The sequence below is a fragment of the Mesobacillus jeotgali genome (genome assembly GCF_031759225.1).
Taxonomy (GTDB): Bacteria; Bacillota; Bacilli; order Bacillales; family Cytobacillaceae; genus Mesobacillus; species Mesobacillus jeotgali_B.
The window spans coordinates 444,516-469,435 of sequence record NZ_CP134494.1; the positions used below are offsets into that span (position 1 = coordinate 444,516).

Genomic DNA, 24,920 nt, shown 5'->3' on the forward strand with positions numbered 1-24,920 from the left:
GTCGATGGAAGCTGCTTTCTTCAGACCATGCGTCATAATGTGTCTCCATAGGGCCGATGGATACCGCATTTTTCAGAACATGCGTCAAAATGTGTCTCCATAAGACCGATGGAAGTTGCTTTCTTCAGAAGCCACGTGAAAATGTGCCTCCATAGGGCCGATGGGTGCCGCTTTCTTCAGAACACACGTCAAAATGTGTCTCCATAAGGCCGATGGATACCGCATTTTTCAGAACATGCGTCAAAATGTGTCTCCATAAGGCTGATGGATACCGTATTTTTCAAAGCATGCGCGAAAAAGTGTCTCCATTGCTAATTCACTAAAACAAATAGACTGCAAACAAGCTCATTATTAGTGAGTTTGTCCACAGTCTAAGTGGTCGCAGTATCTAGGTGGGTTTTCAATTTACATAGTCGGTGCGTAGTTTGTATTTTTTTCAGCATCGGTTTCCTTTGCTAGCTCTTCCATTTCCATATGGGTCTGAGGGAAACCGTTGGCCTGCCATTCTGCGCGCATGGCGGAATCAAGCTGGGTGAGACCTCTTTCAGCTGGGTCTATGCCCGCATCGACACTCTCCATTTGGTCGAGTTTCTCGCTGTTTCTCATGTCTGTATCCTCAAGAAAACGAATCGCGTCCCGTTGGCTTTTACGATAAGCAGCTGTCAGCAACACGGCGCCGCCAGCTGACAGCAAGGAAGCCAGGACAAAGTTCTTGGTCGATTTCTTCATTGTCATTTCCCTCCATTCGAAAATAACTCCTCTTGAACATCTATATTCCCGTTTAATATGACTTTAAAGAGTCCAGTTATTTACATTTTTATTTCAGAAGGGAAGCTAGAGCGAGAGCCATTTATTCTTCCATCATCTTCTGGTCAAGGTGTTCGAGAATCATTTTCCAGGCTGAATCATGGCGGCTTTTGGATAATTCGTGAGGAAATCCTTTGTGAGTCAGGCTCAGGTGAGTTCCATTCTCCCTTGGTTCAAGTTCGATGATCACCACGGTTTCGGCACCCTCAGTTCCTCCAGCACCTGTTACCCAGGTGAATTCAATCAGGCGGTCCGGGATCAACCGAAGAAATCTTCCGTAATGCGGGTGGCGCTGCTCAACAGAATCTTCTTCTGTTTTAAAGACGGTCTCGAAGAAAAATAGGGAATTGACTTCAGCCTTCATGATCAGCGTTCCGGGGGCAGCAAACCATTCGTCAAACTTCTCTGTCCATGCCGCATAAAGAACATCAGGGGAAGAGGCCATGCTGCGCTCTACTGTGAAGCCAAACGGTCTGGCTGAAAGGTCGGGGATTGTTATTAATTCCATTTTCATGTCTCCTTATGTAGTAGGATATCTTTCTTTTAAAAATGTGACAGACTGATTGATTAATGCTTTTAAAACTTCTACATCAATATCAGCTACTTTGTTTATGTACACACACGCTTTTCCAGTGGTATGCTTGCCGAACTCCTCCAGCAATGTCTCTCTTTCAGTGTCACCGGTGGCAAAATACAGGCTGATTTTCGCTTTCCGAGGAGAGAAGCCTACAAGTGGCGCGTCGCCTTCGTGACCGGAATCATACTTGTAATGATAGGATCCAAACCCGATGATACTAGGTCCCCACATTTTCGCAGGGTAACCGGTCGTTTCTGTAAAAATATCCAATAACCTGTAAGCATCCTCACGCTTTTTGGGGCTGTCGACGTTTTCGATGAACTCGATGACATTATTGTCGTTTTCCTTTGTTTTTAGTTCGTACATGGATCAAGAGGTCTCCTTTCGTTTGAATATTATCTATGTTGGTCAACTAGAATCTGATTGCCGTCAGGGTCTTCAATCGTAAAATGAGCCGGACCTTTTCCGGATTCATCTGCTTCAGTCAAAAACTTAATCCCTTTTCCTTTGAGCTGCTTTTGTAGTTCGCGAACATCCGTGAAGCTTTCCAGGTTTTCGGCATTCTCATTCCAACCCGGGTTAAAGGTAAGGATATTCTTTTCAAACATCCCCTGGAACAATCCGATAATGCAATTTTCATTCTTAAGAATCAGCCAGTTTTGACTGATGTCTCCTCCAAGGGCTTGAAATCCAAGGTTTTCGTAAAACATTTTTGAGGCTGCAATGTCTTTTACAGTCAGGCTTACAGAAAATGCACCGAGTTTCATATTCACTACCATCCTTTTTATATAGAATCTTCTGATATTTGAAAAATCTCACTCGTTTCTAGTATAGACAGGCATTTAGAAATTTACAATCAACCTCCAATAAGCCAAAGAAAAACCCCTCTGTCATAATTCGTTCAAAGCTTTTCAACAGAATTGTGACTAATGTCACAACACAGTATTTTTTTGATTCAAATTTGATATCTTAATAGTGTAATAATAATAAATAACTTATTGGAGTGAAGAACATGTTTGCAAAATGGTTAAGAGAAAACAATGTTGCTGCTGGTCTATTGGCTGTTATTAGAATATGGCTTGGATATAACTGGATGACTGCTGGATGGGGTAAATTAACTGGAGGGTTCGACGCATCTGGATACTTGAAGAACGCCGTAGCGAATCCTGTAAAAGGTCCAGACGGAAGCATGGTATACGGCTGGTACGTGAACTTCCTTGAAAGCTTCGCGATCCCGAACGTCGATATATTCAACTTCATCGTTCCGCTAGGCGAATTTTTAGTCGGACTTGGTTTGATCCTTGGTACACTGACAACTGCTGCGATGTTCTTCGGCCTAGTGATGAACTTCAGCTTCTTCCTGGCTGGAACAGTATCTCACAACCCAACTGACATCTTCTTCGGCTTCATCATCCTGTTCGCTGGCTACAACGCTGGTAAATACGGTTTAGACCGCTGGGTTGTCCCATTCATCCGCAAAACAGTTTTCAAACGCGGAGAAGAAGCGACACGCAACGCTGCTTAACTTAAATTAAATCCCCATTTAATATAATTGGCTGCCGGGAAATCCGGCAGCCATTTTTATATTCCCGAAAATAGATTCTCCAATTGATTCCAGTGTTCCGCGATCCAGACATTTTCTTCGCGAAATCGTTTGAGGGGAGTGGAGTCTCCCATTTTGCTTAAATTGAAAAGGGGCGCTTTTCTTATTCAACAAACGGGCCCTATTGTTAAAGATCGCTTGGCAATAAGGATTAGTTAGTATAAAGATTGTATATATTTCACTTAAACTAAACCGATTTCAGTGTGAAAAATGTGGAGGAGAAATAGTCCCTGAATATTATAAAGGGATTTAGGAGTATCGACTACAGGATTTCCAATAATTATGGTGGAAGAAAAAAGACCGGACGTATTTTGTACGGTTTTTCTTATATTTTTGTAAGATAATGGAGTTTATCGCGTCTTATATGTAAGGAGGTGAGATGGTGACACAGATTGAGGATATTTATAATACATACTTTAAAGATGTATTTTTATATGTGTATAGTTTGTCTGGCGATAAGCATATCGCTGAAGATATTACTTCGGAAACTTTTATGAAGGCACTAACATCGCTAGACAGTTTCAGAGGGGAAAGTGATATCCGTGTTTGGTTATGCCAAATTGCCAAAAACAGTTATTACTCTTACTTGGGTAAGAAAAAAAACTTTGTAGATTTAGAGTCACTTCCGGAATCAGCTAGTGAAGACAATGTAGAACAAGAAATAACCACTTCGCAAGCGTCTATGAAGGTACATGAAATTATCCAGAATTTAAAAGAGCCATATAAAAAAGTCTTTACGCTCCGTGTATTTGGAGAACTGTCATTTAAGCAAATTGGCAAATTGTATGCAAAAAGTGATAACTGGGCTTGTGTTACTTATCACCGTGCTAGAGAAAAGATTAAAGCGCGATTGGAGGATTATCGATGAAAATTAGTTGTAATATGATTAGGGATATACTGCCTTTATATGTCGAGAATATGGCAAGTCAAGATACTAGAGATATCGTTGAAGAACATATAGCTTCTTGTGAAAACTGCAAAAAACGACTTGAAGAAATGAGGACGCTTGAAGAACTGCCAATAGATACCGATATAGCTCCCTTAAGAAATATACAAAATACATTGCGAAGGGAAAAGCTGCAAACGATTATTCTTTCAGTCATGGTAACATTGGTTTTTGCAGTGGTTACAATGGCTTATCTGACAGAGCCAGCATACATTTCTTATAATGAAAATGCGGTTTCAATCATTGAAAAGAATGACGGAACTGTACTTTTGAATTTTAGTGAAGAAGTCTCCGGATTCCATGTAGAACAATATCCCGCAGCAGACAATTCAGGTTATGTCTATGATATAACTACATGGGAAACGATTTGGCAACATAAAATAAGCAAAAACAACCTAGAAAATACTGTCTTAAACCCGAATGGAGAAACGGTCGCTTCAATCTATTATTACAATACCGATGGAAGTGAAAATATTTTAATTTATGGAGATCCAATAACGGATGGTTCTATCATTACGTTACCTCGGCTAGTTTTAAGCTACTATGTGATGTTTGCTATAGGATTTTTACTTATTTGTGGAATTGGATTGGCCATATTCCGTAAGAATGAAAAAATAAGAAATGGACTAGAAAAAATAATTCTATTGCCTATCTCCTACCTGTTTGCTCACTTAACTATAAAAGGTCTTCACTCAACAACTTACCTTGCTAGTCGAGACTTTTATGCAATATTACTAGTCACAATTTCTTTGTATTTTGCGTTGTTAGCTGGAAGGAACATATTAAAAAAAATATCAATCAAGAAGCCGAAAAGCACTTTATAATAGTTGTTGCTTTCAGCGATTTTTTTCTAAATTACAGTTCTATTTTACTTGATTCGGAAAAGTTTCCTGATGTATTCAGAGTTCTAAAACATGGCCAAAAAGTATCCTTTGAATTGGTTGAATACCCAATTTCTATTGTTCAGGGGCCAGTTGCAGAAGATGGACTCATTATTTCTGATTAATGAGTCCATCTTCAACGAACGGGTGCGTTGATCCAGAAGGATTAAGGCACCTTTTTGTTGAAATCCTTATTGAACAAACGGGGCAGCATTCCTGTAATGAAGGAAAATGGTGTTTGAACAAAAAAATAACCTCTTGGTAGAATGAGAGAGTCCTGACGCTGGCCAGCAAAAAGGACAGATATCTCAAATACCAGGAGGCTTTAAAATGAATTATAACCAGAATAAGAAGATTGCTCAAATAACTTCTCAGACTCTTATTATAGGAGTCGATATTGCCAAATTCAAGCATGTGGCACGGGCTCAAGATTTTAGGGGAATAGAGTTTGGATCTCCATGTCAATTTGAAAATACTAAAGAAGGAATTGAGCATTTTCTTAAATGGATTTCGGAAATTAAAAAAGAACAGCGTATGGAAAAAGTGATGGTTGGCATGGAGCCGACAGGCCATTATTGGTTTAACTTGGCCCATATTTTAAAAGATAACGGGATTAAATTTGTCGCTGTAAACCCCTTGCACGTCAAGAAAAGCAAGGAGTTGGATGATAACTCACCTACGAAGAATGATGTGAAAGATGCCAAGGTCATAGCTCAGCTGGTCAAGGACGGAAGATACGCAGAACCTACGATACCGCAAGGTGTTTATGCAGAACTCCGGGTGGCAAAGAAAATTCGCGATCTTTTAACTGAAGACCTACAAACGGTCCAAGGACAGGTACACAACTGGATTGACCGGTATTTTCCGGAATTCCTCAAGGTATTTAAGAAATGGGAAGGTAAGGCTGCTTTACAATTCTTAAAGCTCTATGCCTTGCCACATGAAATAGCTGTATTCACCGAAGAAGAACTACTCGTTCATTTGAGAAAATCCGTATCACGGAGTGTTGGATTAAACAAGATTCGCGAGTTAAAACAGGCAGCCAGTAAGTCCATCGGACTTCGACAAGGTGCTGAAATGGCCAGGCTTGAGCTAAAAACCATTCTGGCTAAGTATGAATTAATCCAGTTACAATTCGGAGAATTGGATGCAAGACTTGACGGTCTGCTTAATGATATTCCAGGTGTACAACAAATGTTAGCGATAAAAGGTGTGGGCAGGGATACAATTGCCGGCTTCTTCGCTGAAGTAGGAGATTTAGGCGAATATAATCATCCCAGGCAAATTATCAAGCTGGCCGGTTTAAGCTTGAAAGAAAATACATCGGGTAAGCACAAAGGAAAAACGACCATTACAAAAAGGGGCCGTAAGAAGCTAAGGGCCCTGTTATTCAGGGTTTGTATGATTCTTGTCGCCAAAAATACGGCATTTAAGGCGTTACATGCGTACTATACTCAACGTCCGGATAATCCATTAAAGAAGATGCAGTCCCTGATCGCTTTGTGTAATAAACTAATCCGGATCCTCTTTAGTATTGGTAAAAAGCAATTTGAGTTTAATGAAGAAAAGATGTTAAAGGACATCCCTCATTTGGCACTAGCCCAGAAGACGGAAATGGCAGCGTAACTCTGTTTTAGTTTAGATGAATAGTAGTTCTGGTTTTATAGATTTTGGAGACATTTGAAGCACGGATTAGTCGGCAAAGCAACTAAATTACGGGCTAAGACCCTGTGGGGCAGCATGGCTGACATCCACCTCATGGAAAGGTTGGACGAAGGAATTTGAGAGCGAAGACTCTGTGAGGCATGGGAGGGTTGACCTCCATGAGTAAATGTGGACATCCACCAGTGCGGTTATATTTTTACTCATCCACCATTTTCTGTAAGGAACTGGTTAGTGGGTTGTAGCTCTTTTTTCTTACTCTGTCCAAAAAAATCCTTTCAAGTGAAGATCCTCCATTTATAAAGCCAGTTACCGGAAGGTAAACGACTATGAAATTCTAAGAAAACATGAGTAAATCGGCGTTTTGGCTTCATTTATTGAGGGAGGAATGTTGAATAAGGGAATTGGATATTTGCAAGGGGTGTTAACAATGAATTTTGAAGAAATTGATATAAAGAAACATCGAGATACAGTAGTTGCATTTAGGAAAGATTCATTTTATGTAAGTTTTGGAGATACTACAGGGTTCGGTGATGAAAAAGAATATCTCCATTGGTTAGATGAAAAAATATCAACTTTTCCAAAAGGCTTTATTTTAGTGGAGGAGGACGGTAAATATATCGGGCAACTTGAATTAACCGTTCGTGAGTATGAAGGTAACAATATTGGTTATGTAAATCTTTATTATTTAATACCCGAAATGCGTGGGAAGGGCAGAGGAAAAGAATTGCACAGTTATGCTTTGCAATTTTTCGCAGACAGCAAAGTAAGTGAGTATCATCTGAGAGTTTCCCCATCAAATGCTGCTGCGATTAAATTTTATCGTAAAATGGGAATGGAAGAAGTTGGTCCAGAGGTTGATGGGAAAGTTATAAGGATGAAGGGTTATTTATAAGCGATGATTCAGGGTAGCTTATCTCCCTTTTGTTGAATTCCTTATTCAACTATCGAGGCAGGATAGTGGACAAGACTATAGCATATTTAGGGGGAGGAACGATGCAATTACACAACGGGCTGAACTCTTTTTTTAATGTAATTAAAAACTTGGAAAATAACCAAAGCAAAGAGGAAGCTTGGCTGAACTATTACAAAGAGTACAAAGAAATATTCGATACCATATTTGCTAATTTGTATATGACAGATATAAATAAAATAAAACAGGATATAGTTCCCCATATTGATTTGTATTCTTTAGCTGAACAGGCAAATAAAAGTTCACAAGTTATAGACCAAGCAGAGGTAATTGAAGTACTGAAAAAGTCTGGTGATTACTTTAAATTCACAAAGGAATTTGATGTTTATATGTTGGTCGGTTTTGGACACATAGATGGAACGGCCTTGCCTGCTGCATCCAGACCATTTTTATATTTAGGTTTGGAAAGACTTTCAAATATTGATATTGAGAGATTAATACAGCACGAATTTAATCATCTGGTGCGTTTTGATTCCTTGTTAGAAGATAATATGACGGTAGGGCAGTTAATTATAGCAGAAGGTCTTGCAACTTTAACTCCCTTGATTATGAATAAGATGGATTTTTCTCATAGTAATCTTCAGAATATGTTGTTTTTAGATGATCAACAATACAATCGTCTAAAAGAGAATATTCATTTAATTGAGCAAGATATTAAAACCGATTTTGAGAAAAAAATAACCCCATCTCTTATGGCAAAATACTTTATGTTGAATGAGAATTTGAAATTCGGCAAATCCGGCTATTTTTTCGGGATGCAAGTAATACTCACACTACTGAAAAATGGATGGGAACTAAGGGATCTAACCTTTTTAAATTCAAATTTAATTTGGAATGAATATCAAAAATTGAGATATTGAAAGAATACTTAAAAGCGTTCGCGATGGCCAAATTACAAAATTGGCTTCTTTCACTAACGGTGCAGGATAGTTAACTTAGATAAGGTGCAATACAGGAGGTTATAAATGGAGATTCCAAGTGAACTAGATGGTGCAAGTGTAATCCATATTACTAAAAATTCATTGGAAAATACATTTGGGTATATCGGGTTCGTTGATGATAAAAGAAATTTAATTGATACAATCGATATAACTGCTGTTGCAATTTGCCGATATGATGGTAGTGTTGAATGTTATCTTTTTTCTTGTGGCATAAATTGGGAAGTTATTGGTGATAAGGTTTACGACACAATAGAAGACGCGAAAAAGAGTGCTATGAACAGCCATAATGTTAAAGAAGAGGACTGGATTTTTTAATATGAAAATTGAAGGAATAACATTAAATTATCGAGTTGGATAACCTTTAATTAACCAAAGTCTTATTCAACAAACGGGGGCAGCATTCCTGTAATGAAGGAAAATGGTGTTTGAACAAAAAAATAACCTCTTGGTAGAATGAGAGAGTCCTGACGCTGGCCAGCAAAAAGGACAGATATCTCAAATACCAGGAGGCTTTAAAATGAATTATAACCAGAATAAGAAGATTGCTCAAATAACTTCTCAGACTCTTATTATAGGAGTCGATATTGCCAAATTCAAGCATGTGGCACGGGCTCAAGATTTTAGGGGAATAGAGTTTGGATCTCCATGTCAATTTGAAAATACTAAAGAAGGAATTGAGCATTTTCTTAAATGGATTTCGGAAATTAAAAAAGAACAGCGTATGGAAAAAGTGATGGTTGGCATGGAGCCGACAGGCCATTATTGGTTTAACTTGGCCCATATTTTAAAAGATAACGGGATTAAATTTGTCGCTGTAAACCCCTTGCACGTCAAGAAAAGCAAGGAGTTGGATGATAACTCACCTACGAAGAATGATGTGAAAGATGCCAAGGTCATAGCTCAGCTGGTCAAGGACGGAAGATACGCAGAACCTACGATACCGCAAGGTGTTTATGCAGAACTCCGGGTGGCAAAGAAAATTCGCGATCTTTTAACTGAAGACCTACAAACGGTCCAAGGACAGGTACACAACTGGATTGACCGGTATTTTCCGGAATTCCTCAAGGTATTTAAGAAATGGGAAGGTAAGGCTGCTTTACAATTCTTAAAGCTCTATGCCTTGCCACATGAAATAGCTGTATTCACCGAAGAAGAACTACTCGTTCATTTGAGAAAATCCGTATCACGGAGTGTTGGATTAAACAAGATTCGCGAGTTAAAACAGGCAGCCAGTAAGTCCATCGGACTTCGACAAGGTGCTGAAATGGCCAGGCTTGAGCTAAAAACCATTCTGGCTAAGTATGAATTAATCCAGTTACAATTCGGAGAATTGGATGCAAGACTTGACGGTCTGCTTAATGATATTCCAGGTGTACAACAAATGTTAGCGATAAAAGGTGTGGGCAGGGATACAATTGCCGGCTTCTTCGCTGAAGTAGGAGATTTAGGCGAATATAATCATCCCAGGCAAATTATCAAGCTGGCCGGTTTAAGCTTGAAAGAAAATACATCGGGTAAGCACAAAGGAAAAACGACCATTACAAAAAGGGGCCGTAAGAAGCTAAGGGCCCTGTTATTCAGGGTTTGTATGATTCTTGTCGCCAAAAATACGGCATTTAAGGCGTTACATGCGTACTATACTCAACGTCCGGATAATCCATTAAAGAAGATGCAGTCCCTGATCGCTTTGTGTAATAAACTAATCCGGATCCTCTTTAGTATTGGTAAAAAGCAATTTGAGTTTAATGAAGAAAAGATGTTAAAGGACATCCCTCATTTGGCACTAGCCCAGAAGACGGAAATGGCAGCGTAACTCTGTTTTAGTTTAGATGAATAGTAGTTCTGGTTTTATAGATTTTGGAGACATTTGAAGCACGGATTAGTCGGCAAAGCAACTAAATTACGGGCTAAGACCCTGTGGGGCAGCATGGCTGACATCCACCTCATGGAAAGGTTGGACGAAGGAATTTGAGAGCGAAGACTCTGTGAGGCATGGGAGGGTTGACCTCCATGAGTAAATGTGGACATCCACCAGTGCGGTTATATTTTTACTCATCCACCATTTTCTGTAAGGAACTGGTTAGTGGGTTGTAGCTCTTTTTTCTTACTCTGTCCAAAAAAATCCTTTCAAGTGAAGATCCTCCATTTATAAAGCCAGTTACCGGAAGGTAAACGACTATGAAATTCTAAGAAAACATGAGTAAATCGGCGTTTTGGCTTCATTTATTGAGGGAGAAGAGTTTAAGAAGAAAGGGTGTGCAATTTGGATATTTTTAATTATCTTGAAGAAATGCAGGAGGACATATTAAAGTGTGATTTAGCTACCTTCGAGAAAAAATACTATGAAATATGTCTTGATAAATCGGGAGAAGATGAAGCAATAACAATTCAAAAAGTAAATATGGCTGAGTATCGGGAATCAGTTGAGAATGGAATTTCCCAATCCTTGAATTTAGCTGCTAAGAGTTCAGCTAAAGTAATTTATTTTGAATATGATATGGATAATGGATGGAGCAGCACCTTTTTCATTTGTGATGAATACAATGATCCCTTCGAAGAAGATGACGAGTGGGCTTGTGACTGGATTGAGGAGGTTGATGGAGGCTCTCTTGAAGAATTCTCTGATATTTATTTAGAAAATGGGTTCGATTCAACAGATAAAGCTTTAGGTAATACATTATATTTAATTGCAAGAACAGTTTGTTTGTTTTCCGGTGTGTGTCAAAAAGTCGAAATGAACATTCCGATTTGTATAGCCTTTCACGACCAAGATCGAATAATGAGAGTAAGAATGTAAGGTGAATTAGTAATGGTAGAAAATAGTGTTTTCGTGTGGATTGCATAGAATATTAAACATTGTGAAGTTTTGTACTTAAACTACCATGAAAATTAACTTCTGCGATTCTGTAAAAAAGGCAATACTTAAGAAGACGCAGCTCGTTCGTTTTTTAAAAAGGGAGAGCGCCAAATTCATTGATCTATGGTAATTGAGTGGACTGGTTTAAGATGCTTTAGGTTCTTCTAACTTAACAATGTATCCTAAGCTTTCTAGTCGTCTCAGTGAATGCCTGACAATAGATTGTTGTCTCTGCTTATCAAAGTAGTCTTCGCCTAAGTCTACATACATTTCTTTCCGTGTTAAGAGATAATAAGAGATACGTAACATGGCGTGAGCGACTACGATTCCAGCACGTTTCTTGCCTTTTCGTGAGGCTGTACGCCTATACAGTGCTCCGAGATAGTTTTTGGATCCCCTTACGGAATGAGCTGCTTCAGTTAACGCTGACCTTAAATATTTGTTTCCTTTTTTGGTTTTGGCCGATTTCCTTTTCCCTGCACTTTCATTCTGTCCTGGAACCAAACCTGCCCAGGAACACATGTGGGCTGCAGTTGGGAACTGATTTTTTACATCCGTTCCTATTTCAGAAAGGATCTGTTCTGCCATCCGCGTCGCAATGCCTGGAATGGAATCAAGTATTTCTACATCCTCTTGATGAACGCTTACTCTTGTCGCGACTTCTTGATCGAGCATCTCGATTTGTTCAGTAAGAAAGTCAATATGGCCTAAAATGGTTTTTAACATTAATCTTTGATGGGAGTTAATATAACCTTTTAAGGCCAGTTCAAGTTCGTCCTTCTTCTTTTTCATGGTGCGTCGAGCGAAGTTTGCTAGTTTCCCAGGATCTTCTTCTCCATCTGCGATTGCGTCAAGCATATCTCTTGCCGAAACACCTAGTACATCCGAAACAACAGAACCCAGCTTAATGTTCGCGCCTTCCAACACCTTTTGGATTCGGTTATGTTGTCTAGCTCGCTCTTCAATGATACTACGGCGATAGCGAACCAGCTCGCGCAGCTCTCTTTGATTCCGGTCGGGAATATAACTTGCTTTAAGTAGTCCATGTCGAAGCAGTTTGGCAATCCATTCTGCATCCTTAACATCTGTCTTGCGTCCTGGAACGGCCTTCATATGTTGGGCATTCACCACTAAAAACTCTATGTCCTCAGCTTCAAGTAAATTCACGATGGGTTTCCAATAAACGCTCGTGCTTTCCATGGCCACATGGGTACAGCCATGTTGTTTTACCCAGTCCACCAATTGTAATAGAAATACAGTTTTGGTGGAGAATGTTTGAATCTCCTTTCCTTTTGGGGTGATGATACAGGCAGTAATGTTATCCTTATGGACATCCATACCACAAGCTCTTTCAATGACTACATCCATTGAAAACATCCTTTCTACGGCAAACTTGAAATAGAGGCTGGTGCATCAACCAGAATAGGATTAATCTACCATGTGTGCTTCCCTAAAGGGAGCTACAGTCAGTGGTGCACCGTGGTCGGTGGAGTCAGACTAACGGATGGGCTCTAACGCACCATAGTTCAGCGACCTTCCTCTTCCAGCCGTAGAATCAGTATTGACGGTTCGGAACCATTTTCATTCTCTGTGGTGAAGCGCCGATTTTTTGCGCTTCATGGATGGCTAACGGGTGCAAGAGTACAGAAGCAACGCATAATTTGCGTTGCTTCTTCGCTTTGTTAGAAGTATTTCTGGTAAAACTCCTGTCTCAGCCTTCCGCTTAGTTGGGCATATATTCGAGTGGTTTCACTTTTCTCGTGGCCCAAAAGGCTTTGGATAACTTCAACTGGGGCTCCATTATTCAATAAATGGGTGGCATAGCTGTGTCGGAGTTGGTGGGGATGAATTTCCTTATCTATGCCGGCACGCGCTGAGATTTTCTTAATGTAATACCTCATTTGGGCAATACTCATCCTGTGTGGCTGTCTATCTGTTACAAAAATGGCCGGATCTTTATCCTGGCGGCTATCAATGTATCGCTTAAGCCATAACTCTGCCCGAATATTAAAATACACTTCACGTTCCTTGTCACCCTTTCCCCTGACGATGGCAGAACGGTTGGACCAATTAATGCAATTGCGATCAAGTGCAGCAATTTCACCGATTCTGCAGCCAGTTGAAAACATAAATTCAAAAAGTGCCTTTTCCATAGGACTTAGACAGGCTTCACGCAAAAGTTCAATCTCCCTTTCCGATAGAAACTTTGGAATTCTCTTGCCCGCTTTAGGCTCCTTGATCTTTGCTGCTGGATTTATGGATATATGGCCTTCCTCGTGACACCAGCGGAACAATGACTTAAGAAACCGGATTCTGTGGGCCAAACTTGAGGGTTTTAAATCCTTGCCTTGAGTAACAAGATATTTCTTTAATCCTTCTGTGTCGAAACTATCGATATTCGGATCATTAAAATAACCGATGAGTAGCTTTGCTTGGATTCCATATGCTTTTAAAGTATAAGGTGAAAAGCCTTCTATACGTTTATCAGCTTCATAGGATTTCCAAGCAGTTGATAACAACAAACCAATCCCTCCTATTTAATTAGGATATTAGAAGGTATTCTTGCCAGTTTTATAGAAATTTAGACTTGGTGAATAGGATTTAAACCTCTAAAATATGAGTGTGCAGTATAAGTTTTACAAATTCAATGTGTTTAAATGTCTTAATTATGACTGAAGTTCATATAAACATTTAATGATGATACAAACAAATCTTGTGATAAATCTAGTCCCCCAGATTTATCAGATATATGAAAGGAGTAAATATTTAATGAACAATCCAATTTAAATGTTTCCCTATTTAAGTAAAATTCATTTCAGAAATTGGGGGACATAAAATGATGAACTTGAATAAAAACTTTTCTTTATTACTATTGGGTCAATCACTCGCTAATATTGGCGATGTATTGTATATGGTCAGTATTATTAGTACGATTTTTGAATTAACAGGCTCGGCAACCGCTTCTTCATTTGTACCATTTACAATTACATCTTCCATGTTTATATCTAGTCTGTTGACACCACTCTTGGTGGGGAAAGTAAATCTTAAATGGTTATTGGCTGGATCGCAAATCGGAAAGACTATTCTGCTTTTTATTCTGGGATTTATGTTAGTTGGAGTTACAACATCAAATTATTATTTGATTTTCTCAATCATAGGATTGATTGCTTTACTAGATGGATGTGCAAATCCAATAAGACAGACATTAATTCCATACTATGTTAAGCCTAGTCAATTAATTAAAGCCAATGGACTTGCAGAAACTGTTACGCAGATCATACAAGCAGTGATGTGGTTCATAGGGAGTTTATTCTTAATTATTATGAGCTCACAGCAACTGGTCTGGTTAGCAGGAGGTTTGTTTATCGTAGCAAGCATCTTGCTAAGTCTTTTAGAAAGTGTAGCTGATAATAGAATTAAGGCTAAAGGGAAATTTGAACAGATTACAGAGGGATGGGTAAATTTATCTAACACTCCAGTATTAAAAAAGATTGCTTGGCTAGACTTCTTTGAGACAATCGCAGGAACGGTTTGGATAGCAGCCATACTCCTTGTGTTCGTTAACGATGCTTTAGAGGTTGGTGGACAGTGGTGGGGATTTATCAATGGTGCCTTCTTTATAGGATTGATTTTAGGAAGTGTTTACTGCATTAAATATTCTTCAATCATTGAAAAGAAATTGGGGACCTTTATATTTATAGGTTCAATCCTGAGTTCCTTAGTAACATTACTATTTAGCCTAAACAGCATACCAATCGCTGCACTCCTATTGTCGCTCTTTGTAGGGATTTTTGGACAAATTAAAGGCATACCTCAACAAACAGTGATACAAACCAGCGTTACAAAAGAACAGTTATCAACGGTTTATACTTCGTTAGGAGCTATCGGTACTGGAATCTTTGGCGTTGGTTCTCTTGTTATGGGACTGTTAGCAGATTTACTGGAAATAAGAATCGTGTTTATTATCTCAGGAATACTGCTTGCAGTGGTCAGTTTAATTGTTTATAAAAGTAAGCACTTGTTTGTTAGGAATATAATCGAATTTGAATAATGAATGATAGAGTGGGACTGCGGATCATCTGTGGTCCCATGCTTTTATATTTGTGCTTTTAGGGGCTGAAAAGATGGAGGTAAAGAATTCACAAAGCAATTTTAATTTATTGGCAAGAATAAAAATTGTAAAAGGAGAAAACTTTGTAACTATAGAAGATACAAAAAGTCTGGCGAATCAAGAGCTAATTGAACTTATAACATATCTGATGGGTCAGTCATTTATAAAGAACTGTAAAAATGTAAATATACTGGTTAATAGTAAATTCAACAAAAAAGTAGACTCTCTTTTAATAGAAAATGGGTTTAAGTTACATGATGAAAATGTTACTGTTCACAAGGTTTTAGATGATTTATTTAAGGTTGAAAACGGGTTCTTACTAAAGGATTTGCACGAACTTTCGTTAGCAGAGTTTAAAAGGGTTTGGGAGGAATCAATGAAAGGATCATTAAATGCACCTTCTTCGCTAAATGTTGACGAACAAATGCGAAGTGTAGAGCTAGAATTAGGGCCCAACTATAAGAAATCTTGTATTATTGCTTATGATAATGGAAATCCAATCGGAGTAATTATGCCCCATATAGAAGCGGGGACTTCAAAAGAAGGAAGAATATTTTATTTTGGAATCATTCCAAGCGAAAGAGGGAAGGGGAAAAGCAAACTTCTTCATCAACAAGCATTAGAAATATTGAAAAATGACTTTATGGCCACCCATTATATTGGCTGCACTGGTCACAACAACATTCCAATGCTTAAAACATTCCAGAATAATGGATGTACAGTTATAGAACGAAATAAGGTTTTCAAAAGGAAAAACTAAAAATTTGTGAAAGTAATGTGTGAGTTGACAAGGAAGGATTAATGTACTTTTTTGTTGAATTCCTTATTAAGCTATAGGAGCAGAATACTTAAAGAACGACAAGTTAAAACTTGTTGTAAAACACAAGGAGTTTTTACATGAAAAAATCTATTCACGAATTAGAGTTGAGCGATTTCGATTTAAATCCAATATGGAAAACTGCTGAAATGGATGTAGTAATAGTTTATGAATAAAATAATTATTGTGTTTGTTGGATTATTCTTGGTAGGTTGGAATGGAGTTCCCAAAAATGAATTGCTCGAAGAAACTTTATATGCAGGATACCATTACTATCTTGACCAAAAATATTCAGATTTTATATTGTGTCCAAGAATAGACATCGAAAGAATAAAAGGTGATACTCGTAGGCATATTGTTTATGCAAGTGCGTTAAATTATGGTTCACATCATGGTGACATTCCCTATGATAGAATTCATTTCACATTAACTGATACTCCAGAAAAGGGTGTTGAAATCAATAAAGTTACAGTAGAAAAAGGTATTTCTGAAAAAGAAAGCCTTATACAATGTAGGAGTAGAAACTAAAAATTCTTATTTCGCCAACGGGTGCCGTATCTTCAAGAAGGAGATCGCACCTTTTTTATTTAAGTAAAGGAGCAGTTACTTTGAAAAAGATGGGTGTTTTTATTTAGTTAATCATCAAATTTTACAACCCTTCATTATTATTTTGCATTACGAAATCAACTAAGATGAACTTTTGTATGAATCATTCTTTTGTCCTCAAAATTTATATTTTTCCCTGAAATTAGTTTTAAAATTAAATAGTTTTATTTTTAAACTTTTTATGCTAAGATACTTTTGGGAGGTAATTATTATGATTAATAAACCAATTGATTATGAAAAAATCGATTATCTTATTTCGCATATGATAAGAAGTCTTGGAAAGGAAACACAAGAAATATTTGAGGAAAAGATTACAATTCCTCAATTTATCGTACTTCAAACCATCGCTAAAGATAAAAAGTGTAACTTAAAGGATATAGTCAACGAACTAGGGACTACAACTGGGGCTGCCTCTTTATTGATTGATAAGATGACTAAATTAGATTATGTCGTCAGAGAAAGAGATACTACCGATAGAAGGCTTATTTGGATTAGTTTCACAGAAAAAGGCGAAAAATTATATAACCATATCACACAAAAGAGAAATGAAGTTTTAGAACATTATTTTAGTAAGTGGACAGAGGAAGAAACGCAGACGTTTATGAATTTACTAAACAAAGCGTTCTCGGAGAAAGGGGAATAATTCGTGAAGTCATTATTTTCAGCAATTAGTAAATGGACAACAGAGAAATCATTATTATCCATTATTTTAATAATCTTAATGACAGTAATTATGGTTATTGGGGCAACTAAAATTGAAGTTAAAACAGGTCAGGATATGATGATCCCATCAGATGACCCTGTTTTTCAAGATAATCTTCGTTTTCAGAAAGAATTTGGCGGTGAATCCATTTTTGTATTGTTATCCGGAGACAAGGAAGATGTTCTTTCGTCAATTGATGAAATAAACGTCATACAAAAAGAGTTAAATAAAAATCCTTTAATCGATACTGTATTTAGCCCTGCTTCTATGGTTGAATTGGCAGTTGATAAAGCACAACAACAGAAAGAAGCATTTCAAAAACAAATTAATCAGACAGTTGAAGAAGCAGTCAACCAAGCTATTCAAACAGCAAAAGAACAAGGTGCTTCGGAAGAAATTCAAGCAAAAGTAGCAGAAGAAACAAAATTACAGGTAATGCAACAGATAGAAGCCCAGTATGGCGCTCAAATGAAGCAAATGGAAGAAATGGGAGAACCCTCTTTATCAAACGAGGCTTTTGTTAAAACCGTTCTTTTTGATGAAAATGGTAATGCTCAAGAAATGGCTAATAAGCTTTTACCGCAGAATGGGGAACACGCCGTAATTGTTATAAAATTAGCTGGAAATTTAACCATTGATGATATGAACCAAGCTGTTAGTGATGTAGAAGATACATTTAAGGAAAAAGACATTAACGGACTAGAATCACTTGTATCAGGCACACCAAAACTAACACAAGCCATACAAGATAGCATGACTAAAGATATGGCAGTTATGCTTGGTTTGTCAGTTGTCCTTATGTTAGTAATTTTATTAATTGTTTTCCCTGTTAAATGGCGCTTATTAACTTTACCGATTGTACTTCTTGGTATTGTATGGACCTTTGGTTTAATGGGATATTTAGGAATTCCACTAAGTATGGTAACAATGGCAATCCTTCCTATCTTAATTGGTCTTGGAGCGGACTTTGCGATCCAATTCCATAATAGATACGACGAAGAATTCACAAAAACGGGCAATGCAAAAGAAGCTGTTATTACTTCCATTAAGCATATGGGACCAGCCGTAGGTATTGCCGTCATTACAATGGCAGCAGGGTTTATTACCTTATTGGTTTCTAAAGTTCCAATGATTCAAGATTTTGGTAAAATGTTAGCTATTGGCGTATTTGTCATTTATATTCTTGAATTATTTTTGATGTTTGCCATCTTAAACCTTCGTGATCGAAATAAAAGTCATTCTGTTAAGAAGCAGCATTCTAATAAGATAGAAAAAGCACTAGGATGGTTATCAAGAAAAGTGGTTGCCTACCCTCTGATTATTTTATTATTAGCGACTGGACTATCAGTTGGTGGTTTTACATTTGAAGATAACCTTAGAGTGGAAACAGATATAGAAAAACTGATGCCACAAGATTCACCTGCACTAATAGGTTTAAATAAAATTCGAGATACCATCGGTTCAACTATGGAAGTGAATTTTATGGTTGAAGCTGAAGATGTAACAAGACCAGAAGTGCTTCAATGGATGGAAAACTTCGAGGAAAGTCAGCTTAATAAATACGATGCCATTGAATCTTCAACAAGCATTGCATCTGCAATGGCGATGATGAATGATGGTCAATCACCATCTAATAAAGATCAAATTGATCAGTTAATTGAATCTCTTCCAGAAGCAATGAAATCATCTATGATTACAAAAGACAAAAAAATGGCTTCGATTACCTTTAGTGTGAAAAATATGGGGATGGAACAGCAAAAAGAATTAATAGAAGCCATTGAAAATGACATTCAATCACCGGAAGGTGTAGAAGTTACTTCAACCGGTATGATGGTTCTTGCAGTTAAAAGCATTAGCACTTTAACTGATAACCGCCACTTCTCAACTTTCTTAGGAATTGGAGCAGTGTTTTTAAGTTTACTTGTCCTGTACCGTCGAATAAAACAAGCGTTGTATCCAATTGTTCCTATCGTACTTGTCATTGGTTGGTCTGCGGCAATGATGTTCTTCTTAGATGTCGCAATTAATCCTTTAACTGCCGTGCTTAGTGCATTGATTTTAGGGATAGGAACTGAATTTACGATACTGCTCATGGAAAGATACCAGGAAGAAAGGGAAAAAGGAATAGAATCTCAAGAAGCTATGATAACGGCTATGACAAAAATTGGGCGTGCGATTACAGCATCTGCTTTAACTGTTATTGGTGGATTTAGTACCCTTATCTTTTCTGATTTTCTCATGTTAAAAGCCTTTGGAATTACGACAGTATTAGATACAATGTTTTGCTTGATTAGTACACTGTTAGTATTACCTTCAATTATTATCCTTTTTGAAAAGAAATTGGGAACAAAAAAAATAAAAAATGCTCAAACTGAATAAAAAAAAGCTGCCGATTTATTATCTATAAAAATCGGCAGCTTTTTTATTTCATCCAACTTTTTTACCATCCTTCTGCCATTCCCTAATGTATTGCCTAATCATATATTATTAGCAATTATCTAATTTATTAACTAAACTGCCTCGTAAACGTGCGAAAAGCAGTGTGATTTCATAAGAGAAACACACTGCTTTTATAACTGTTTTTATATTTGCTTTTTACTATGCGGGTAGCTCAAAAGAGAACGGCTTAATATGAATTCAGCGTGTTTTTTTATTGTGTTACCTTACCGAGAGTCATTACTGGAGATTATTCAATTATGCTGGTCCTGTTGTTACGAAGGATGTACCCTCTAATACAATAAGTGGCAGGAAATCCAGCCAAGATACTTAAAAATATTTTATGTTCTGATTCCACACGAAAGATTGTGAAATAATGTACTTAAACTAAAGGGTGCTTCGTATTATAGAGTTAACCAGTATTTACTGGTTGGCTCTTTTTTTTATAGGACCTATTATTTCAGTAGCCAGGGTAGAACGTACGGGTGCGTGGGAGTTAGATCTCGTAATATAAACTGTTCGCCCCCTACTTGTAGAATGATGTTTGAGGCTGGTTGGGACAATTTTGATCTCGTATAACAAGCGAAGCTATGGAACTACAGGAAGGTATTGGGGTTACTGGCGAGTAAACAAAGGGAGAGATAATCATTGAATCCAGTAGTTGGCCTGGATGTGGCCAAAGGAGAAAGTGAAGCTCAGGCATTTCTAGATAAAGACAAGCCATTTGGAAAGAGCTTCAGGATAAAACATATCAAGGAGGATTTAGATACCTTCATCTCTTTTTTGAAAGAGATAGAAAGAAAGACTGGCGTTAGACCAGCAGTAATTCTTGAATCTACAGGTCATTACCATACACCAATTATTCAATGTCTGGAGGAGAGTCAATATCTATATATCTTGGTAAACCCCATCATTTCTCATCAGGCCAAGAAAACCAGTCTTAGAAAGGTAAAGACGGATGCCGTGGATGCATATCAACTTTGTGTTTTGTATTACAAGGAAGAATTTGAGCCTTATAAGAAACGAGGACTAAGGCTACTAAATTTAAGAACACTGTCAAGGCAATACGAAGCCGTTTCGAACCTTTACATTCAGGCAAAACTTCAATTCCACACAATTCTTGACCAGGTATTTCCGGAATATAGGGGAGTCTTTGGAGATCTATTTTCAAAAGTTTCTCTACAGATTTTAAAGGAGTTTCCTACATCTGAAGATGTTCTGAGGACTGGTGAAGTAAAGATACTGGAGCGAATTGTGGGAATGCGTATAAAACGGTCTGAAGGTTGGGCCAGGGAGAGGGTAGCTAAATTAATAGCTTCGGCTGAGCGAAATCCTTTCCAACAAGGTGTGTATCAAAGTCAGTTGTTCAGTTTGGATATGTATATCTCTATGCTTCTTCAGTACCAAGAACACCTATCCAATATAGAGGCAGAGATAGATGTCCTGGCAGAAGAAATTGAAGAATGTAAGATAATCCAATCAATTCCCGGTATAGGAGGAAAGATCGCGGCAACGATCATTTCCGAAATCGGAGAAATTGACCGGTTTAATCACCCTAAAAAACTTGTGGCTTACGCTGGAATTGATCCAAGTGTCCATTCATCAGGTAAGTTTACAGCTACTATAAATCATATTACTAAACGAGGTTCAAGCCGTTTACGGCACGCTTTGTATATGGCCGTTTTATGCGGTATAAGAAGCTCCAGGAACAAGAAGCTAAAAGAGTATTATGATCGGAAACGAAATGAAGGAAAGCCTTCAAAAGTAGCACTGATAGCTTGTGTAAACAAGCTTTTACACTGGATTTATGCAATCCTAAAAAGGAATGAGCAGTTCCTAGATATGGCTTAATGAACAAGATAAAACAGTTAATGAAAAACCTTCCAAACAGTATTTGGAGGGTTATTTGGCGTGCCTCCAAAAGTATAACACGGAAGAACAAATATTTTAATAAGAAGTTCTTGACTCCTATTAGCTGGTTTATGTTGAATAATAACCATTATATTTTGGATCCGAAAACACAATAAATTAGAAAAATGGCGTGTCAAAACTGATGTCAGTTTACACGCCATTTTCATTGTCATTTATAGGATGTGCACCATAAAACGGAAAGGTTTAGAATTCAACCCTATGCTTTCAAGTGTTATCTTCCGAAGAAGCCGTCCATTGTATTACGGAAGTCTTCGAACATGCCGTCCCTGTTTCTGTCGGTGCGGATATCGTCTGCGAATGTGCCCATTCTGTCGTATGCATTGCGGTCGACCGAAACGTATACATTGTTGATTCTGTTATTGGCCTGGCGCACTCTTTGTTCAATCTGCAGCTCTAGCTGGCCATTATTGCCGTTCATGGTGTTACCAGTTGCGTTTCCATTCATGTTTGTGTTGCCAATTCCATTCATGTTTCCATTGCCGTTATTATTATCATTGTCAAAAACATTGTTGCCATTTTTGTTGCCAGCGTTTTGACGGTCGCCATTTCCTGCATCACCGTGGCCGTCGATTACTCCATCATTTCCAGCGGTGCTATCATCCTGGTCAACACGGCCATTCTTGGCAAAAGTCCTGCCGTTGCCATCCAATGCATCATTGATTTCTGCATTTCCATCGTTCTCCAGGTTATTTTCGGCAAGTCTGACCGCTACATAGGCATCGTTTTCGGAGATGATGACTCGTGCGTCGTCTACTTCCGGCATCTGCTCTACCTGGCGTTCTGCACGATCAGCCAGTTGAAGCCTGTTGCCTTCAGTAGCCGGCCCGCGCCTGACCTGTGAAATCTCAACCTGCTGGTCACGGTTATTGTCTGCGGCATTGTTATTGGCTCCGCATCCAGACAAGCTCATTGTAAAAACGGCACAGCCTGCTAAAATGAATGACTTTTTCACTATATTCACTCCTTGTCTAGTTGTTATTCGTCCTTATGATGGCTAGAATTTGGCGCAGTATGCAGGGAGAAGGTATTTTTTCAGAATTCCTAATAAGAGATGAGTAGTAGGTTAGTTATTGAGCTTTTTCAACCCTGATTTTATGTGTAGACATAATTTGTTCAAAACATTTCAATAGAAATGTGAATTCATTCACAAATAACCCTATTTTCGAGATTTATTTGTTATCTTATAAGTGTACTAATACTAATTAACTTATTGGAGTGAGGAACATGTTTGCAAAATGGTTAAGAGAAAACAATGTTGCTGCTGGTATATTGACTGTCATTAGGGTTTGGCTAGGTTACAACTGGATGACTGCAGGTTGGGGTAAATTGACTGGTGATGGCTTCGACGCTAGTGGCTTCTTGAAAAATGCGGTTGCCAATCCGGTAAAAGGTCCAGACGGAAACGCAGTATACAGCTGGTATGTTACATTCCTTGAAAGCTTTGCGATTCCGAATGTAGAAATTTTCAACTTCATCGTGCCACTAGGGGAATTCCTTGTTGGGCTTGGTTTGCTCCTTGGAACGCTGACAACTGCTGCAATGTTCTTCGGCCTGGTCATGAACTTCAGCTTCTTCCTTGCCGGAACAGTATCTCACAACCCAACTGACATCTTCTTCGGATTCATCATCCTTGCCGCTGGTTTCAACGCTGGCAAATACGGTTTAGACCGCTGGGTTGTACCATTCATCCGCAAAACAGTTTTAAAGCGCGGAGAAGACGCCGCACGCAACGCTGCTTAATTTGATTTAACATCCCCCTTTAAAATAAATTGGCTTCCAGTCTTACTGGGAGCTATTTTTTTATGTTGTGGATGATGCTATATTTTTCATAGGAGAAAGAGGTGTGGACCTATGTTTAAGCGAATAAAATATACAACCAAACAGAAGAAGGATATGTCATTGATCTACTTTATCATAGCTGGGTTAATGCTGGTGGGGATGATTGTGGCTGGAAGCATTGAAGGGGTGGAGCGCAGTTTTGTGATTCCGCTTGTCTTGATGGTTACCTCCTTTTCTGTGGGGATGTTATACAGAAGGGATGTAGCCCGTGAAGAGAATAGGGAAGCCGTGGATCAAATTAAAAGAGAGTATGGAAGAGGAGGATTATGATTTAATCAGCCAGCTTCAGGAGCGGTGCATTGATCTTGACCAGACGGCATTGAAGCTGGAGCTTGATTACAAGCTTGGTGTCAGCTATGACAGCGGCGAGGGTATTCAGGATATTAATGAATTCATGTACTTTGATGGGGAGAAGCTGATTGGCTATGCGGGGATTTGCAGCTTCGGCGGCCCATGGGAAGTGAACGGGATGGTGGATCCGGATTACCGCCGCCAGGGTGTTTTCAGCAAATTGTTTGAGCTGGTCATCGCTGAATGGAAGCGCAGGGGCTCTGGCAGCATACTGCTGCTGAGTGACCGTAACTCGGAAGCGGGGCAGAAATTCATTGTCGCAGTTGGAGCGCAATACAAGCATTCTGAATATGAGATGTTTTTGAAAAAAGATGCCCTTGTGGCTGATCCTGACCAGCTGGCGGGAATTGTTTTCAGGAAAGCGACGAACGCGGACGCAGCCGAGATTGCACGGCAGAATGCAATCTATTTTAACAATGAAGAAGAAATTAGTACCGAAGATATGATTTTGCAGGTGGAAGAAGAAATCAGTCCGGAAGATATAATTTTGCCAGAGGAAGAGGAAAAGCGAGGGATGACCTCTTATCTTGTTGAAAAAGAAGGGCAGATCATCGGGAAAGTAAATCTGCAGTTGACATCCAAGCTTGGTGCTATCTTTGGTCTCGGTGTGCTGCCGGAGCACCGCCGAAAAGGTTATGGCAGGGCGCTTCTTTTGCTGGCTATCGAAAAGCTGCGGGAAGCAAATGCCCAGGAGATCATGCTGCAGGTAGCGGCCGAGAACTCGAACGCCCTTAACCTTTATAAGTCATGCGGGTTTGAAGAGACATCTACGATGGATTATTTTGAGTTAAGACCATGAAAGTGTCCGCCTTCGAAATGAAGGCGGGTCTTTTTTATAGGTATACTGCAGGAGAGCTAATGATATAATTCAGGTGTGG

General features: G+C 38.6%; 25 protein-coding genes. 18 read left to right on the forward strand and 7 right to left on the reverse strand.

Translation table 11 applies throughout. The features are described from left to right. Positions 1–405: 405 nt before the first annotated feature. The 4 genes from RH061_RS02275 to RH061_RS02290 all read right to left on the reverse strand — a co-directional run bounded on the left by RH061_RS02275 (position 406) and on the right by RH061_RS02290 (position 2,151). Positions 406–729 carry a hypothetical protein gene (locus RH061_RS02275; RefSeq protein WP_311073615.1) on the reverse strand — a complete coding sequence of 108 codons (324 nt, stop codon included), beginning with the start codon at positions 727–729 and terminating at the stop codon, positions 406–408. A 121-nt stretch (positions 730–850) separates the two neighbouring features. After that, positions 851–1,315 carry an SRPBCC family protein gene (locus tag RH061_RS02280; protein WP_311073616.1) on the reverse strand — a complete coding sequence of 155 codons (465 nt, stop codon included), beginning with the start codon at positions 1,313–1,315 and terminating at the stop codon, positions 851–853. A gap of 12 nt (positions 1,316–1,327) precedes the next feature. Next, on the reverse strand, positions 1,328–1,750 hold the full coding sequence (locus tag RH061_RS02285) for a DUF1801 domain-containing protein (RefSeq protein WP_311073617.1): 423 nt from the start codon (positions 1,748–1,750) through the stop codon (positions 1,328–1,330). A gap of 29 nt (positions 1,751–1,779) precedes the next feature. Beyond that, positions 1,780–2,151, reverse strand: coding sequence for a VOC family protein (locus RH061_RS02290; RefSeq protein ID WP_311073618.1), 372 nt, complete (start codon positions 2,149–2,151; stop codon positions 1,780–1,782). 245 nt (positions 2,152–2,396) lie between these two features. Between RH061_RS02290 and RH061_RS02295 the strand changes: the two genes are divergently transcribed. The 9 genes from RH061_RS02295 to RH061_RS02335 all read left to right on the forward strand — a co-directional run bounded on the left by RH061_RS02295 (position 2,397) and on the right by RH061_RS02335 (position 11,187). Continuing rightward, positions 2,397–2,909, forward strand: coding sequence for a DoxX family membrane protein (locus tag RH061_RS02295; RefSeq protein WP_311073621.1), 513 nt, complete (start codon positions 2,397–2,399; stop codon positions 2,907–2,909). 457 nt (positions 2,910–3,366) lie between these two features. Beyond that, complete coding sequence (locus RH061_RS02300) at positions 3,367–3,855, forward strand: RNA polymerase sigma factor (protein WP_311073622.1); 489 nt, start codon at positions 3,367–3,369, stop codon at positions 3,853–3,855. Next, positions 3,852–4,757: a zf-HC2 domain-containing protein gene (locus RH061_RS02305; RefSeq protein WP_311073624.1), complete on the forward strand. Its 906-nt coding sequence runs from the start codon at positions 3,852–3,854 to the stop codon at positions 4,755–4,757. Before RH061_RS02300 ends, RH061_RS02305 begins: the two co-directional genes overlap by 4 nt. A gap of 387 nt (positions 4,758–5,144) precedes the next feature. Further along, positions 5,145–6,440: an IS110 family RNA-guided transposase gene (locus RH061_RS02310; protein ID WP_192473839.1), complete on the forward strand. Its 1,296-nt coding sequence runs from the start codon at positions 5,145–5,147 to the stop codon at positions 6,438–6,440. A gap of 466 nt (positions 6,441–6,906) precedes the next feature. Continuing rightward, positions 6,907–7,371 carry a GNAT family N-acetyltransferase gene (locus RH061_RS02315; protein ID WP_311073628.1) on the forward strand — a complete coding sequence of 155 codons (465 nt, stop codon included), beginning with the start codon at positions 6,907–6,909 and terminating at the stop codon, positions 7,369–7,371. A 101-nt stretch (positions 7,372–7,472) separates the two neighbouring features. Next, complete coding sequence (locus tag RH061_RS02320) at positions 7,473–8,309, forward strand: DUF2268 domain-containing putative Zn-dependent protease (protein ID WP_311073631.1); 837 nt, start codon at positions 7,473–7,475, stop codon at positions 8,307–8,309. 105 nt (positions 8,310–8,414) lie between these two features. After that, positions 8,415–8,705 (forward strand): hypothetical protein, encoded by a 291-nt coding sequence (locus RH061_RS02325; protein ID WP_311073633.1) that lies wholly within the window; start codon positions 8,415–8,417, stop codon positions 8,703–8,705. Between the two features lie 202 nt (positions 8,706–8,907). Continuing rightward, positions 8,908–10,203 carry an IS110 family RNA-guided transposase gene (locus RH061_RS02330; RefSeq protein WP_192473839.1) on the forward strand — a complete coding sequence of 432 codons (1,296 nt, stop codon included), beginning with the start codon at positions 8,908–8,910 and terminating at the stop codon, positions 10,201–10,203. A gap of 450 nt (positions 10,204–10,653) precedes the next feature. Then, entirely contained in the window at positions 10,654–11,187 is a 534-nt protein-coding gene (locus tag RH061_RS02335; RefSeq protein WP_311073634.1) for a hypothetical protein, read from the forward strand. Between the two features lie 204 nt (positions 11,188–11,391). Here the strand turns inward: RH061_RS02335 and RH061_RS02340 are convergent, their stop codons facing one another. Both RH061_RS02340 and RH061_RS02345 read right to left on the reverse strand, forming a co-directional pair. After that, a complete protein-coding gene (locus RH061_RS02340) occupies positions 11,392–12,615 on the reverse strand; it encodes an IS110 family RNA-guided transposase (RefSeq protein WP_311072287.1) in 1,224 nt (407 codons plus the stop codon). A gap of 314 nt (positions 12,616–12,929) precedes the next feature. Further along, on the reverse strand, positions 12,930–13,769 hold the full coding sequence (locus RH061_RS02345) for a tyrosine-type recombinase/integrase (RefSeq protein WP_311073636.1): 840 nt from the start codon (positions 13,767–13,769) through the stop codon (positions 12,930–12,932). 317 nt (positions 13,770–14,086) lie between these two features. Here RH061_RS02345 and RH061_RS02350 point away from each other — a divergent pair, with 317 nt between their 5' ends. The 6 genes from RH061_RS02350 (at position 14,087) to RH061_RS02375 (ending at position 21,771) form a co-directional block, all read left to right on the forward strand. Beyond that, positions 14,087–15,298 carry an MFS transporter gene (locus RH061_RS02350; RefSeq protein ID WP_311076243.1) on the forward strand — a complete coding sequence of 404 codons (1,212 nt, stop codon included), beginning with the start codon at positions 14,087–14,089 and terminating at the stop codon, positions 15,296–15,298. Positions 15,299–15,371: 73 nt separating this feature from the next. Next, positions 15,372–16,118, forward strand: a complete 747-nt coding sequence (locus tag RH061_RS02355) for a GNAT family N-acetyltransferase (RefSeq protein WP_311073638.1) — start codon at positions 15,372–15,374, stop codon at positions 16,116–16,118. A gap of 225 nt (positions 16,119–16,343) precedes the next feature. Then, a complete protein-coding gene (locus RH061_RS02360) occupies positions 16,344–16,703 on the forward strand; it encodes a hypothetical protein (protein ID WP_311073640.1) in 360 nt (119 codons plus the stop codon). Positions 16,704–16,992: 289 nt separating this feature from the next. Beyond that, positions 16,993–17,424: a MarR family winged helix-turn-helix transcriptional regulator gene (locus RH061_RS02365; protein WP_311073641.1), complete on the forward strand. Its 432-nt coding sequence runs from the start codon at positions 16,993–16,995 to the stop codon at positions 17,422–17,424. A gap of 3 nt (positions 17,425–17,427) precedes the next feature. After that, a complete protein-coding gene (locus tag RH061_RS02370; RefSeq protein WP_311073643.1) occupies positions 17,428–19,863 on the forward strand; it encodes an efflux RND transporter permease subunit in 2,436 nt (811 codons plus the stop codon). Between the two features lie 705 nt (positions 19,864–20,568). Next, the gene (locus tag RH061_RS02375) at positions 20,569–21,771 is read left to right on the forward strand and encodes an IS110 family RNA-guided transposase (protein WP_311072619.1); all 1,203 of its coding nucleotides are present in this window, start codon (positions 20,569–20,571) and stop codon (positions 21,769–21,771) included. A 292-nt stretch (positions 21,772–22,063) separates the two neighbouring features. Here the strand turns inward: RH061_RS02375 and RH061_RS02380 are convergent, their stop codons facing one another. Next, positions 22,064–22,804, reverse strand: coding sequence for a YhcN/YlaJ family sporulation lipoprotein (locus RH061_RS02380; protein WP_311073645.1), 741 nt, complete (start codon positions 22,802–22,804; stop codon positions 22,064–22,066). 272 nt (positions 22,805–23,076) lie between these two features. Here RH061_RS02380 and RH061_RS02385 point away from each other — a divergent pair, with 272 nt between their 5' ends. The 3 genes from RH061_RS02385 (at position 23,077) to RH061_RS02395 (ending at position 24,841) form a co-directional block, all read left to right on the forward strand. After that, positions 23,077–23,592 carry a DoxX family membrane protein gene (locus RH061_RS02385; protein ID WP_311073647.1) on the forward strand — a complete coding sequence of 172 codons (516 nt, stop codon included), beginning with the start codon at positions 23,077–23,079 and terminating at the stop codon, positions 23,590–23,592. A gap of 111 nt (positions 23,593–23,703) precedes the next feature. Continuing rightward, entirely contained in the window at positions 23,704–23,961 is a 258-nt protein-coding gene (locus RH061_RS02390; RefSeq protein WP_311073649.1) for a hypothetical protein, read from the forward strand. Then, complete coding sequence (locus RH061_RS02395; RefSeq protein ID WP_311073652.1) at positions 23,900–24,841, forward strand: GNAT family N-acetyltransferase; 942 nt, start codon at positions 23,900–23,902, stop codon at positions 24,839–24,841. Before RH061_RS02390 ends, RH061_RS02395 begins: the two co-directional genes overlap by 62 nt. Positions 24,842–24,920 lie beyond the last annotated feature (79 nt).

Excerpts from the sequence above, each read along its gene's own strand:
- RH061_RS02275 (WP_311073615.1), bottom strand. The coding sequence starts at position 729 with ATGAAGAAATCGACCAAGAACTTTGTCCTGGCTTCCTTGCTGTCAGCT.
- RH061_RS02280 (WP_311073616.1), bottom strand. The coding sequence starts at position 1,315 with ATGGAATTAATAACAATCCCCGACCTTTCAGCCAGACCGTTTGGCTTC.
- RH061_RS02285 (WP_311073617.1), bottom strand. The coding sequence starts at position 1,750 with ATGTACGAACTAAAAACAAAGGAAAACGACAATAATGTCATCGAGTTC.
- RH061_RS02290 (WP_311073618.1), bottom strand. The coding sequence starts at position 2,151 with ATGAAACTCGGTGCATTTTCTGTAAGCCTGACTGTAAAAGACATTGCA.
- RH061_RS02295 (WP_311073621.1), top strand. The coding sequence starts at position 2,397 with ATGTTTGCAAAATGGTTAAGAGAAAACAATGTTGCTGCTGGTCTATTG.
- RH061_RS02300 (WP_311073622.1), top strand. The coding sequence starts at position 3,367 with ATGGTGACACAGATTGAGGATATTTATAATACATACTTTAAAGATGTA.
- RH061_RS02305 (WP_311073624.1), top strand. The coding sequence starts at position 3,852 with ATGAAAATTAGTTGTAATATGATTAGGGATATACTGCCTTTATATGTC.
- RH061_RS02310 (WP_192473839.1), top strand. The coding sequence starts at position 5,145 with ATGAATTATAACCAGAATAAGAAGATTGCTCAAATAACTTCTCAGACT.
- RH061_RS02315 (WP_311073628.1), top strand. The coding sequence starts at position 6,907 with ATGAATTTTGAAGAAATTGATATAAAGAAACATCGAGATACAGTAGTT.
- RH061_RS02320 (WP_311073631.1), top strand. The coding sequence starts at position 7,473 with ATGCAATTACACAACGGGCTGAACTCTTTTTTTAATGTAATTAAAAAC.
- RH061_RS02325 (WP_311073633.1), top strand. The coding sequence starts at position 8,415 with ATGGAGATTCCAAGTGAACTAGATGGTGCAAGTGTAATCCATATTACT.
- RH061_RS02330 (WP_192473839.1), top strand. The coding sequence starts at position 8,908 with ATGAATTATAACCAGAATAAGAAGATTGCTCAAATAACTTCTCAGACT.
- RH061_RS02340 (WP_311072287.1), bottom strand. The coding sequence starts at position 12,615 with ATGGATGTAGTCATTGAAAGAGCTTGTGGTATGGATGTCCATAAGGAT.
- RH061_RS02350 (WP_311076243.1), top strand. The coding sequence starts at position 14,087 with ATGAACTTGAATAAAAACTTTTCTTTATTACTATTGGGTCAATCACTC.
- RH061_RS02355 (WP_311073638.1), top strand. The coding sequence starts at position 15,372 with ATGGAGGTAAAGAATTCACAAAGCAATTTTAATTTATTGGCAAGAATA.
- RH061_RS02360 (WP_311073640.1), top strand. The coding sequence starts at position 16,344 with ATGAATAAAATAATTATTGTGTTTGTTGGATTATTCTTGGTAGGTTGG.
- RH061_RS02365 (WP_311073641.1), top strand. The coding sequence starts at position 16,993 with ATGATTAATAAACCAATTGATTATGAAAAAATCGATTATCTTATTTCG.
- RH061_RS02385 (WP_311073647.1), top strand. The coding sequence starts at position 23,077 with ATGTTTGCAAAATGGTTAAGAGAAAACAATGTTGCTGCTGGTATATTG.
- RH061_RS02390 (WP_311073649.1), top strand. The coding sequence starts at position 23,704 with ATGTTTAAGCGAATAAAATATACAACCAAACAGAAGAAGGATATGTCA.